Origin of the sequence: Frateuria flava, from assembly GCF_017837635.1 — a bacterium.
GTDB lineage: Bacteria > Pseudomonadota > Gammaproteobacteria > Xanthomonadales > Rhodanobacteraceae > Frateuria_A > Frateuria_A flava.
The window spans coordinates 39,483-51,874 of record NZ_JAGJRS010000031.1 but is presented as its reverse complement, the minus strand read 5'-3'; the positions used below and the strand labels follow the sequence as shown (position 1 = coordinate 51,874).

Genomic DNA, 12,392 nt, shown 5'->3' with positions numbered 1-12,392 from the left:
GCTCAGGCGATCGCCGGGTAGGTCGGCTCCACGTCCAGCGTCGAGGCGCACACCGCGGCCAGCTCCAGCAGACGCAGGTCCGAACCGCGCGCGCCGACGAACTGCATGCCGATCGGACGTCCGTCCGGCAAGGCGCCCATCGGGATGCTCACCGCCGGGCAGCCGGCCAGGCTGGCGAAACTGGTGAGGTCGGCCGCCGAGTCGGGCGCGGGGCCGTCCAGCGGGAACGCGCCTTGTGGCGTGGTCGGCAGCACCAGCACGTCGATCTGCGCGAACAGGCGGCGCATCTTGAGCGTGGCCGCGTCGAGCACGCGGTCGGCGATGGCGTAGTCGGCGGCGCTCTTGCGCGCGGCGTAGCCGAGCATCTCGCGCAGCCGCGGCGAGACCGGGTGCGTGGTGTCGGCCAGGTCCTCGGCGAAGGTGCCGAGCATCTCCGCCTCCATCAGCAGCAGGCCGGCGCGGCGGGTGCGCGCGAAGTCCCAGTCGGAGAAGTCCACCGTGCGCCGCTCGCCGAGCTCGCGCGGCAGGCGGGCCAGCGCCGCCTCGAACACGTCGATCACCTCCGGCTCGACGCCCACCGCCGCCAGGTCCGGCAGCAGGCCGGCGCGCAGGTTGCCCGGCTCCCAGTCCGGCGGCGAGAACGCCACGCGGCGGCGGCGCGAGCGTGCGTCGTCGGCGTCGTAGCCGGCCAGCACCTGCAGCAGCACGGTCAGGTCGTTGGCGCTGCGCGCGAGCAGCCCAACGGCATCGAGCCGTCGCGCCGCCGGCAACATGCCGCGGGCGGAAATCTCGCCGTGGGTGGGCTTGAGCGCATACACGCCGCAGTAGCTCGCCGGGATGCGGATCGAACCCAGGCTGTCCGACCCCACCGCTGCCGCGGCAAGCCCGGCCGCCACCGCCGCGGCCGCACCGCCGGAAGAGCCGCCCGCGCTGTAACCGGGCTTGAAGGGATTCTGCGCCGGGCCGTAGTGCGGATTGTCGGTGGCCGCGCCAAGGGCCGCCTCGTCCATGTTGGTCTTGCCCACCAGCACCGCGCCCGAGGCACGCAGGCGGGCAACCACATGGGAGTCGTCCTGCACCGGCTGCCCGCGCCCCGGCAAGCCGGCGCGGGTCGGCCAGCCGGCCATGTCGAAGTTGTCCTTCAGCGCGATCGGAACACCATCGAGCCGGCCGAGCACGCCGTCGCGCCGGCGGTTCGTCGCGGTGCGCGCCTGCTCCTGCATGAGCCCCGGGCGCAGGTCGACGTAGGCATTGATTTCCGGGTTGATGCGCTCGATCGCCGCCTGGTAGACATCGGCCAGCGCCTGGGGCTGCACGCGCCCTACCGCCAGCCAGTGCAGGAGCTGGCACACGCTGGCGCGGCGCAGGTCGATGTCGGCGATCGGCGGAGTCGAATTCATGCATCGTCCTTCAGGGTGTATCGGGGGATTATCGCCACGGTCCGCAAAGCGATTGCAAGCGGCCGTTAGTGAAGAGTCCGGTTTGCCGTAGGGACCGCGAAAAAGGGACAATGCCGCTCTTACCTTATAAGACCCCGCACGGAGTCCGCCATGAGCGAACGCGAAACGATGGAATACGACGTGGTCGTCGTCGGCGCCGGCCCGGCCGGGCTGTCGTTCGCGATCCGCCTCAAGCAGCTGCAGCCGGACACCACCGTCTGCGTGATCGAGAAGGCTTCCACGATCGGCGCGCAGATCCTTTCCGGCGCCGTGATCGAGCCCGGCCCGCTGGACGCGCTGCTGCCCGGCTGGCGCGACAACCCGCCGCCGATCTGCGTGCCCGCCCGCGAGGACGAGTTCTGGATGCTCAGCAAGACCGGCGGCCACAAGCTGCCGGTGCCGCCGGGCATGCGCAACCACGGCAACTTCATCGTTTCGCTCGGCGCCATGTGCGCCTGGCTGGCGCCCCAGGCCGAGGCACTCGGCGTGGACGTGTTCCCCGGCTTCGCCGCCGCGGACAACATCTACAACGAGGATGGCTCGGTCGCCGGCGTGCGCATCGGCGACATGGGCGTGGCCAAGGATGGAACCCACAAGCCCAGCTATACGCAGGGCATCGACATCAAGGCGAAGGTCACCGTGCTGGCCGAGGGTGCGCGCGGCAGCCTGACCAAGCAGCTGATCAAGCGCTACGCGCTGGACAAGGACAGCGACCCACAGGGCTACTCGATCGGCATCAAGGAGCTCTGGCAGGTGCCGGCCGGTCGCGTCACCCCGGGCAAGATCGTGCACAGCCTCGGCTGGCCGGCCGACAACGACACCTACGGCGGCAGTTTCCTCTATCACCTGGACGGCGACCGCATCGCGCTGGGCTACATCAGCGGGCTGGACTACCGCGACCCGAACTACAAGCCGTGGGAAGCCTTCCAGCAGTGGAAGAACCACCCCCACGTGAAGCCGCTGCTCGAGGGCGGCAACATCCTCTCGGCCGGCGCGCGCGCCATCGTCACCGGCGGCTACCAGTCGCTGCCGAAGGTCGAGATGCCGGGCGCGATCCTCATCGGCGATACCGCCGGCCTGCTCAACGTGCCCAAGATCAAGGGCACCCACCAGGCGATCCGCAGCGGCATGCTCGCCGCCGAGTACCTGGCCGCCAACGGCCTGGACGCCGCCGGCTTCGACGCCGCCCTGCGCGCGTCGCCGGCCATGGCCGAGCTGAAGCGGGTACGCAACATCAAGCCCGGCTTCAAGAAGGGGCTGTGGTTCGGTCTGCTCAATGCGGCCTGGGAAACCGTCACCTTCGGCGCCTCGCCCTGGACACTGAAGAACAAGCCGGACTGGTGCTCGCTGGAAAAGATCGGCGAGTACGAGGAACCCCGGCGCGACTACGTCACGCGCGACCTGCCCCCGCGCGACCGCCTGGCCGGCGTCTACTTCGCCGCCACCGAGCACGACGAGGACCAGCCGATCCACCTGCACGTGGCCGACACCAACATCTGCATCGACCAGTGCACGACCGAATACGGCAACCCCTGCACCCGCTTCTGCCCGGCGAACGTCTACGAGATCGTGGAAGACGCCATGCCCGATGGAAGCAGCAGCAAGCGCCTGCAGATCAACGCCGCCAACTGCGTGCACTGCAAGACCTGCGACATCAAGGACCCGTACGAGATCATCACCTGGGTCACGCCCGAGGGTGGGTCGGGGCCGAATTACCAGAATCTGTAAGCCCGGCCACAGGCCTCAGCCGATTGGGCAACGCCCACGCCTTCCCCGCAAGCCGTCACCAAGTCCCCGCAACATGAAACGCAGATTGTCCCACCGCGGACCGATCAGGACGCCGAACAGGAAGAGTTTGACCAGTATCCGGGGTAGATCCTGGGCCACCCATACCAGCGGCGTGTGTTTCATCCGATAGAGCAGGAGCCGATTGCGCATGATGTAGTAGAGGCGTGCTGGTCCATGCACCACCACGTGCCCCAGTCCCAAAGGCATCGCTCGTCGCGCATCACCGAGGCGATGGTGCATGGTGGCTCCGCACACCCCCAGAAGGGCGTAACCTTTTGACTTGGCGCGGAAGCACCACTCCAGATCCACATTATCGATAAACAGGCCGGCATCCATGTCTCCGACCGCCTCCAATGCCGGTATGGGTATGAGTGAGCCGGAACTGATCAGGAAGTCACAAGGCATTACCTGGCTGGCCGAGTGGCACCATAGCTTGCGGCTTACTGGAAAACCCAGACGCACGAACGGAGCATCACGCGCTTCCCGGGGGTCGTGGAAGCGCGGTCCGATGGCGGCCACCGGCTCGGGCGAGCGCGTGCGCGCCAGCGCATCCAGCAACACCTCGACCATGTTTTCATCAGGCGTGCTGTCCTGATCCAGAAGAAGGACAAACGCGTAACCCCTTCCGCGAGCCCAGGATATCCCTAAATTCTGCGCGGCAGCCAATCCGACGTTGACGGACTGCGCAAGCACGTGCACACCGTCAGCCAATCCCGGTAGATCGTTTGCGTGCCCAGACCCACTGTTGTCCACCAGCACGACTGCGCCGACCTGCGGGGTGACGGATTCCACAAGCCTGCGCAAGGTAGCGGATTCGGGGAAGTAGCTCACGATAACCGCGCATACGGCCTTTGCCTTAGTACTAGTCATGCATCCATCCTGAAGCCGGCGTCGCGCCTCGTATGCGCGCGGCCGCACGCCGGGTGAAATGGACATGTTGGCACGCTCCCTTGTCCGAGAACAGCCGAAGACCCTTGCGCCCCGCCGGCGGGCGTCCCACATGCCCGACCGTGTCGGGCAAGACGTTGGAGCCGCGACCGGCTAAAATGGGTGATGATTTTCCGTCGTTCCCGGCGGAACGCAGACAAGGGATTCCGCATGAAGATTCTGGTCGGCTACAAGCGCGTCGTGGACTACAACGTCCGCATCCAGGTCAAGCCCGACGGCACCGGCGTGGTGACCGAGGGCGTCAAGCTCTCGGCCAACCCCTTCGACGACATCGCACTGGAAGAAGCCCTGCGCCTGCGCGAGAAGGGCGTGGCCGAGGAAGTGGTCATCGTGGGCATCGGCCCAGCCGACCTCACCGCGCACCTGCGCAACGGCCTGGCCATGGGCGCCAACCGTGCCATCCACGTCACCACTGCCGAGGCCATCCAGCCGCTCACCGCCGCGCGCACGTTCCTCAAGCTGGTCGAGAAGGAGCAGCCGGGCCTGGTGATCCTGGGCAAGCAGGCGATCGACGACGACGCCAACCAGACTGGCCAGATGCTGGCCGCGCTGTGGGACCGCCCGCAGGCGACCTTCGCGAGCAAGGTGGAGATCGCCGAAGGCAAGGCCACCGTGACCCGCGAGGTCGACGCCGGCCTGGAGACCATCGAGGCCGAGCTGCCGGCGGTGATCACCACCGACCTGCGCCTCAACGAGCCGCGCTTCATCAAGCTGCCGGACATCATGAAGGCCAAGTCCAAGCCGATCGAGGTGATCGAGTTCGCCTCGCTCGGCGTCGAAGCCGGCGGCCACCTGAAGACCACCCACTACGCCGCGCCGCCCAAGCGCAGCAAGGGCGTGATGGTCAATGACGCAGCCGAACTGGTCGCCACGCTCAAGCAGAAAGGCCTGCTGTAAACCCATTCCCCCTGCAGGAGCCCACCTGTGGGCGACCGCGGGCTCCACGCCGACGCGCACCTGCAAGGACCACGGAGAAGAATTTATGACCAAGATCCTCGTCATCGCCGAACATCTCGACGGCAAGCTCAACCCCTCCACCGCGCGCGCCGTGAGCGCCGCTGCGGCGGTCAAGCCCGAAGCCATCGATGTGCTGGTGCTGGCCGACAATGCCGATGCCATTGCCGCCGAGGCCGCAAAGATCGAAGGCGTGACCCGCGTACTCACCGCCAACCGCACCGAAAACGCGCACGCGCTCGCCGCCGTGCTGGCGCCGCAGGTGGCCAAGGCCGCCGCCGGCTACAGCCACGTTTTCGCCCCCTCCACCACCTTCGGCAAGGACTTAGGCCCGCGAGTCGCCGCCCTGCTCGGCGTGCCACAGGTCAGCGACGTGATGACGGTCGAGGGCAGCCACACCTTCAAGCGTCCGGTCTACGCTGGGAACGCCATCGTCACGGTAGAAGCCGACCCTGCGCTGCCCGTGGTGGCTACCATCCGGACCGCTTCTTGGCCGGCGGCAGCCATCGGCGCCAACAGCGCCCCGGTCGAGGCGTTGGGCCTGGATGTCGCCCTGCCCTCGCACACCCGTTTCGTCGAGCTCAAGCAGGGCAAGAGCGACCGCCCCGACCTGCAGAGCGCCAGCAAGGTCGTCTCCGGCGGCCGCGGCGTCGGCTCGAAGGAGAACTTCGAGATCATCTACAAATTCGCCGACCGGATCGGCGCCGCCGTGGGCGCCTCGCGCGCCGCCGTCGACGCGGGCTACGTACCCAATGAAATGCAAGTAGGCCAGACGGGCAAGATCATCGCGCCGGAGCTGTACATGGCCATCGGTATCTCCGGGGCCATCCAGCACCTGACCGGCATCAAGGACGCCGGCACCATCGTGGCGATCAACAAGGATGCCGAGGCGCCCATCTTCGAGGTGGCGGATATCGGGCTGGTGGGCGATCTGTTCAAGATCATCCCAGAATTGGAAAGCGCCCTTTAACTTGGCTGATTAATTATTACCCGGACCCGCAGCCACCGACTGCGATTGAATGCTTCCAATACCGACAGGATAATTGGCAGCACGGATCTGTGAGAGCGAATGGAAGACACAATACGTCCCTTATGCGTAGATCTGGACGGGACCCTCATTCACACAGATCTGTTGATTGAGTCCGCCCTGCTGCTGTTGAGAAGCAATCCGCTCTTTGTTTTCGCAATGCTGGCGTGGCTATTCAGGGGGCGCGCCGTCCTCAAGCGCGAAATCGCGGCCCGGGTCACTCTCGACCCCAAGTCGCTTCCTTATAACACCCACCTTCTGGCTTGGCTAAAAAAGGAGGCGACTTCCCGACCACTGGTTCTGGTGACCGCGTCGGACGCCCAATTTGCGCACGCAGTCGCCAGCGAAGTTGGTCTTTTCGAGCACGTCATCGCCAGTAACGGCAGGCAGAACATGTCCGGGTCGGCCAAGGCACGTCGCTTGCTCGAGCTTTATGGGCACCGGCAGTTCGACTATGCGGGCAACGAGGCCGTGGATCTTAAGGTATGGACCCATAGCCATACAGCAATTGTGGTAAGCACCCACGCAGCCCTGCGTCGAAAGGCCGCCCAGCTTGCCAACAAGACAGTGTTATTCGCGGGAAGGAAGTCCACGTCCCGCCATTGGATCAGAGCACTGCGGCTTCATCAGTGGGTCAAAAATTTCCTGGTCTTTGTTCCATTGCTTGCAGCGCATCAGCTTTTGGTCGGCCCGGCCTTCTGGGCGGCCGCGATGGCCTTTCTGTCGTTTGGCCTTTGCGCCTCTGGCGTCTACGTGCTGAACGACTTGCTTGACCTATCTTCCGACCGAGCGCACCGAACCAAAAGGAACAGGCCCTTTGCAGCTGGGACCCTGGACCTGAAAGCCGGCATTATCGCAATACCAGCACTCACAGCCGCTTCGCTTGGACTCGCGCTCAGCTTCCTGCCTCGGCAGTTCCTGTTGGTGCTTCTGCTGTATCTCGCCACGACGGTTCTTTATTCTTTTAAACTCAAACGGGTACCCTTGCTCGACGTTGTCGTCCTCGCCGGCCTCTACACTGTTCGGATCGTTGCCGGCACGGTAGCCATTGCAAGCGTGCTTTCTTTCTGGCTGCTTGCGTTTGCCATATTCATCTTCTTGAGCCTGGCGACCATGAAGCGTTGCGTCGAGCTCTATTCCGCAAAAGAGCGCGGGCTAGTGAATATTCCCGGCCGTGCTTACCAGCCCGACGACCTATTCATCCTACGCCCCATGGGAATGGCTGCTGGATATCTCAGCGTGCTGGTACTTGCGCTCTATATCAACAGCCCAACCAGCAACATGCTCTACCGCCATCCTCAATGGCTGTGGCTGATCTGTCCCTGTCTGCTGTACTGGGTGAGTCGTGCATGGTTTATTGCTCATCGTGGCCTGATGACGGATGACCCCATCGTCTTTGCGGTCCGCGATCGCACGAGCCAGCTAGTGCTCGCCACTACGATGGGCCTCGCACTTCTGGCTCTATGATTACCTGCGACCGAAACCGCCAGCTCCGGCACGGAAAATATGTTCTTGACGCGCTTACTGTTTGAGGTCGCGATTTGCGTCGTCGGCTTATCCCTTGTTGGTTATCCGCTCACCCGGCACAACCCGGCGATAAAAGGTGCTGAGCGACTCCCATGGGCACTGATACTCGGCATCTGCACGACCATCGTTTTAGTCCGTTCGGTCAACGCGGTGGCCCCCATTGGGCAAGCGAGCCCGTGGATTGCCGCAGGCCTTGTCGCCTGGCTGGTCTATAGCTGGCGCGACGGGGCCCTGCGCGACTTGTTCTTCGGTGACCTGCGCGCACTTGATCCGATCATGAGCGCCGTTTGGCTGACCGCGCTCGTAGTGTTGACTGTGGCCCTGAACATCCCTGTGTTTTCGCACAAGGCCTTGGTCGCTGAGGCCTCGTCAAACCATGACGCCATTTACTACGTCACTAATGCCCGCTGGATGTTGGGCCATCGGTTTGGAGACACTGTCACCTATAGCGCAGACCACCCTTTGTTCTGGATGGCGAGATCAGCGTTTGGCGCAGCTCCGTCACTCGGGAGAGTTGGAGCAGAAGGCCTGCTCGCTTTCGTCAGCGCAATTTCGGCACAGGACCCCGTGACCCATTTTCTGGCGCTGCAGACAGTCGCCGTGATCGGAGGCACCTCGGCCAGTGCTCTGTTGATCCCACGCCGCCTTGCCTTATTTTCGTCGCGGCCGACCGCCGCCAAGGTCCTCGCAGCTGGCTCGGTCGTGTTTGCCCCGGCGCTTGTTCAGATATTCATCAACTCCAGCTTCGCTAACGCGTACGGCGTAGTGCTCATGACGTCGTTCGTCCTGATCTCTATACGAAGCAAGGCTTGGAGCCTGAGGGTGCAGCAACCTTTGTTGTTCGCTGGCATGCTCGCGACATACCCGGAACTGTCGCCAATCGCCCTGATCATTATTGGCAGCATATTCCTGTTCGAACTTCTCCTGCGCGGTGAATCATTTCGCGAGCTGCTCATGAGTGGATTTCAAATCCTGGCATCCGTTGCGATAGCAATCGTGGCGGTGCCCTGGATATCGTCCGTAGCCGCGATGACACTGAAGACAGTCTATTTCGTCGCCAGCACGCAAGGCAATTCGTGGCCGGACCCCTACGCCGGGCTCTCAGCCCTCCAGTTGCCGTTAGCCGTATTCTCTACCAGCCAAGGGCTGGCAACCATTGTTCCTGGCGCATTTTTTGTGGCATTTGCGGGGCTTCTTTGTATAACACTTGCGAGATCCACGGTACGTTCCCCGGATAGTTCCTTGCCGTTAGGGGTCGCGCTCGCTCTCACTGTGTTCCTAAGCTACATCTTCCACAAAGAATTCAACTACGGAAAGCTCAAGATACTCGAATACTTTTCGTTGTTTTTAGCCCCCTCTTTGATTGCCGCTTGCGGTGTAGCCACTTCCGGCGGCAAACACGAGGGTCTTCATCGCATAGTGCAGCACCTGGCGATTCTAGGGGTCGCAGCGATGAATATCGGCGCATGCTATCTGCTTCTGCAGAAAGGTTCTCTTACCGCTGGGCGGCGTTATGTAGCAAATGACCTCGTTAACGCCGTAAAGGCGGCCGACCAATGGTCGGGGCAACGCAGCGTGGCCGTGCGTTTCGGAAGCGAACCATTTCTATATTCAATGTGGACCGCCTACTTTTCGAACAGGCCGCTGGAGTTTTCGGCGGTTTATGGCTCCGGCGGTTATCTTGAGCCGTTTGTCAGCACACACCCTGCCGTGCCTCGCGGCTCGTCTCAAGTGATGATCACCGACGCTATCGGAGGCTCCACCCTACTAGGAGAAAAGATCCTCGCGCGCTATGGACGTTTTGAAGTGGTAGACGTCACCGACGGCACCCGCATCTCGGGCCTCTATGGCGACGAAGGTGGTTGGTCTTGGATGGGGCGGAAATTACTACTGAACATCGTTGGCCAGGGTGCGAAATTCCTGAATCTGGTTTTAGCGAACCGTTTCGCCCCAGCCGCTGCCTCCGAAAAAGTTGCCGTCACTGTCGACGGCGCTCGTTGTGAGCTCACCATTTCAACCGAACCCCACCAGCTAACGCTGGCAATACCCCCGGGACACGAGCATCAGGTGACGATCGTACCTTTGGGGCCCGTACGAAGCCCTGCGCTGCTTGGTCAATCGGTCGACACTCGGGAGCTGAGCTATCAGGTCTCTGGACTCAGCCTGTCGATCAACCCCCGATTCCCAACCCTTACCTGCCGGAGCGAACCCTGATGCCCTTGGTTATCCTGCTGCCGCTCGTTTTCTTGGGAGCTTTGCTGAGTGCCATCGGAGGCCTTTTACTTAAAGCTGGAGCCGTCCGCCTTCCGCCCATCCATGGCGTACTGGACCTTTGGTTCATCTTTCTCAACTGGCGAATCCTTGCAGGACTGGCCCTCTATTTCATTCCCGCTGTCCTGTGGATCCTTCTTTTGCGTAAGGTTGACCTCAGCCTGCTTCAACCACTGATGTCAATGGTCTATGTGATAACCCCTGTACTGGCGCTCTATATCTTCAAGGAACACGTCTCTACACTGCGTTGGGCCGGAATTGGAGTGATTATGATCGGCGTGGCCTTGATCTCGAGGTCATGATGGCAGTCCGCAAAAACATTCTTATCGTACTTAGCTATTACCATCCCTACATAAGCGGAGTGTCGGAGTACGCAAAAATGCTCGCGGAAGGAATCGCGAAGTACCATGATGTTACGGTGCTGACAGGGATGCACCTGAACTCGCTACCACCACAGGAGAAGATTGCCGGGGTCAATGTAGTGCGTGCTAAACCGCTGCTATTCCTCCACAAGGGGTATATAAGCGTAGACATGATCCGTCAGTTCCGGGGCCTCGCGAGGAACGCGGATGTCATTAATTTTCATTTGCCCATGCTGGATGCAATCTGGCTGACGCGACTGGCTCCTAAGCATGCTCGCTTGATCACGACATATCAATGCGATGTTCAAGCCGTCGGCGGGTGGTTCGATAGGCTCGCAGTTGGCGCAGTCAATCAGGGATCCCAACTGTGCATTAAACGGTCCGAAAAAGTCGTGGTCTTGTCTAAAGACTACGCGGCCGGATCAGCGGTCCTGAAACCGGACGCGCCGGTCGTCGAGGGCTTCGCGCCCATCAAAGACCCTGGCCTGTTGACCCCAGCTCGACCCAGCAGCGACGGCAAGTCTCTCGTTATTGGTTTTTTGGGACGGTTCGTGGCCGAAAAGGGCATTGACGTCCTGATCCGCGCTTTTGAGCGCATCCGCACACGACACCCGTCTGCTCGCTTGCTTTTGGCGGGCGACTATAGAGCCGTTGCAGGTGGCTCCATCTATCAACAACTCAAACCGAGAATTGACGCCCTAGGCGATAGCGTCCAACTTCTGGGCCGTATAGACGAGACGGAGTTGTCACGCTTCTACGCACAACTGGACGTCCTGGTGCTTCCTAGCGTCAACGCCTACGAAGCCTTTGGCATGGTGCAGGTCGAGGCCATGCTGGCAGGAGTCCCGGTTGTCGCTAGCGATATGCGCGGCGTACGGATACCGGTTCAACTAACCGGAGCCGGTAATCTGGCCCCTCCGGGCTCTGACGAAGGCTTGGCGTCAGCCATATTGGATACCGTTGCTACCGAGCGGTGCAGGGATCGCCAGGCCATTCGGCAAGCAGCCCTCGACGTATTTTCGAATCAGGCGTTTATAGAACGTTATCTTAGTCTTATCGACAGTAAGCCAAGCCCAAACCTGAGCGGCCCCGGCTCTCGCAAATAGGTACGCTTGGCGTTTGCTCGCAAAAGCATTAAGAGTCTTTCTTTAGGGAACCGTTTTCGCGCGGACGGGATCCGCGGCCCGTTTATATGGGACGGCTGCGAAGAATCACCCCCAGGAACATGAAAACGATGTCCCCACCAAATGTGACTATTCTGAACACGGCCGCCAGCAAGAGAATATCCTTTTCCGGCATGTGCCCGTGCAACAGAGCGAGAAACACTACCTCCCGCACCCCGAGTCCGCCCGGTGCGCCGATGACGACGAAACCTGCTACCCAGCTGGCCGCCGCAGCAGCCGGCAATAGCCAGACGTCCGCGGCATCTTGCAGCAGCACCTGAGCGGGCGCCATCAGGGATAGCGCCATTGCCCCGAACAGAAGCAGCTGCAGCGGCAGTACCGGCAGCATCCAGCTTGGCGCGTGCAAGGGAATCCACGCCTCCACCCTGGAATTGCGACGGCGCCACCATTGCAGCGCGATGAAGGCGGTCCCGATGCAGACGCATTCGACAAGCGCTACTTCACCCGTCGTTACGGAGAAGGGCAGCCAGGGTGCAAGCACGCCTATGGCGTCGGCGGCCCACACCAGCGAGGCCAGCACGAGAAGGCCCGCTTCGGCGAACGTGGCTAGCAGCAGGGCGCGGTGACTCATCCCGAGATTGCGCATCAACAGATGGCGCCCGACATAGTGGCCGACGTTGCCCGGCAAATACTTTGCGAACTGCGTGACTGCATAGGCCGAGAACAACGGACGCAGTCGCGGCCGGTCGGCAAGAAATGCCGTTTGCAGGCAGCACCAGGCGAGCCCAGCAGAACACAACCCTGCGGCATAGATGGGAATGGCGATGCCGATGGACCCGACGAGGCTGCCGAGGTGGGGCGAGTTCCACAACTGCTTCAGGACGCCTGTCTGCACAAAGCGCAGAAGTATCCAGCCGACGCAGCCCAGCGCCACCAGCCCTCCTGCGACGCG

General features: G+C 62.3%; 10 protein-coding genes. 7 read left to right on the top strand and 3 right to left on the bottom strand.

Annotation, left to right across the window (positions count from 1 at the left end; genetic code table 11):
* Nucleotides 1–2: 2 nt before the first annotated feature.
* Nucleotides 3–1,400, bottom strand: coding sequence for an amidase (locus J7I44_RS14295; RefSeq protein ID WP_209622265.1), 1,398 nt, complete (start codon nucleotides 1,398–1,400; stop codon nucleotides 3–5).
* 150 nt (nucleotides 1,401–1,550) lie between these two features.
* Here J7I44_RS14295 and J7I44_RS14290 point away from each other — a divergent pair, with 150 nt between their 5' ends.
* Complete coding sequence (locus J7I44_RS14290) at nucleotides 1,551–3,167, top strand: electron transfer flavoprotein-ubiquinone oxidoreductase (protein ID WP_209622262.1); 1,617 nt, start codon at nucleotides 1,551–1,553, stop codon at nucleotides 3,165–3,167.
* Between the two features lie 15 nt (nucleotides 3,168–3,182).
* Here the strand turns inward: J7I44_RS14290 and J7I44_RS14285 are convergent, their stop codons facing one another.
* Complete coding sequence (locus tag J7I44_RS14285; RefSeq protein ID WP_209622259.1) at nucleotides 3,183–4,097, bottom strand: glycosyltransferase family 2 protein; 915 nt, start codon at nucleotides 4,095–4,097, stop codon at nucleotides 3,183–3,185.
* Between the two features lie 228 nt (nucleotides 4,098–4,325).
* Between J7I44_RS14285 and J7I44_RS14280 the strand changes: the two genes are divergently transcribed.
* From J7I44_RS14280 to J7I44_RS14255, 6 genes are all read left to right on the top strand, one after another.
* Complete coding sequence (locus J7I44_RS14280; RefSeq protein ID WP_209622257.1) at nucleotides 4,326–5,072, top strand: electron transfer flavoprotein subunit beta/FixA family protein; 747 nt, start codon at nucleotides 4,326–4,328, stop codon at nucleotides 5,070–5,072.
* Between the two features lie 85 nt (nucleotides 5,073–5,157).
* Entirely contained in the window at nucleotides 5,158–6,099 is a 942-nt protein-coding gene (locus J7I44_RS14275; protein WP_209622254.1) for an electron transfer flavoprotein subunit alpha/FixB family protein, read from the top strand.
* A gap of 99 nt (nucleotides 6,100–6,198) precedes the next feature.
* Nucleotides 6,199–7,623: a UbiA family prenyltransferase gene (locus J7I44_RS14270; RefSeq protein WP_209622252.1), complete on the top strand. Its 1,425-nt coding sequence runs from the start codon at nucleotides 6,199–6,201 to the stop codon at nucleotides 7,621–7,623.
* Nucleotides 7,624–7,668: 45 nt separating this feature from the next.
* The gene (locus J7I44_RS14265) at nucleotides 7,669–9,897 is read left to right on the top strand and encodes a hypothetical protein (RefSeq protein ID WP_209622249.1); all 2,229 of its coding nucleotides are present in this window, start codon (nucleotides 7,669–7,671) and stop codon (nucleotides 9,895–9,897) included.
* Nucleotides 9,897–10,256 (top strand): EamA family transporter, encoded by a 360-nt coding sequence (locus tag J7I44_RS14260; protein ID WP_209622246.1) that lies wholly within the window; start codon nucleotides 9,897–9,899, stop codon nucleotides 10,254–10,256. Before J7I44_RS14265 ends, J7I44_RS14260 begins: the two co-directional genes overlap by 1 nt.
* On the top strand, nucleotides 10,256–11,422 hold the full coding sequence (locus J7I44_RS14255; RefSeq protein WP_209622243.1) for a glycosyltransferase family 4 protein: 1,167 nt from the start codon (nucleotides 10,256–10,258) through the stop codon (nucleotides 11,420–11,422). Before J7I44_RS14260 ends, J7I44_RS14255 begins: the two co-directional genes overlap by 1 nt.
* Nucleotides 11,423–11,504: 82 nt before the next feature.
* Here J7I44_RS14255 and J7I44_RS14250 read toward each other — a convergent pair whose 3' ends face one another.
* Nucleotides 11,505–12,374, bottom strand: coding sequence for a hypothetical protein (locus tag J7I44_RS14250; protein WP_209622240.1), 870 nt, complete (start codon nucleotides 12,372–12,374; stop codon nucleotides 11,505–11,507).
* Nucleotides 12,375–12,392 lie beyond the last annotated feature (18 nt).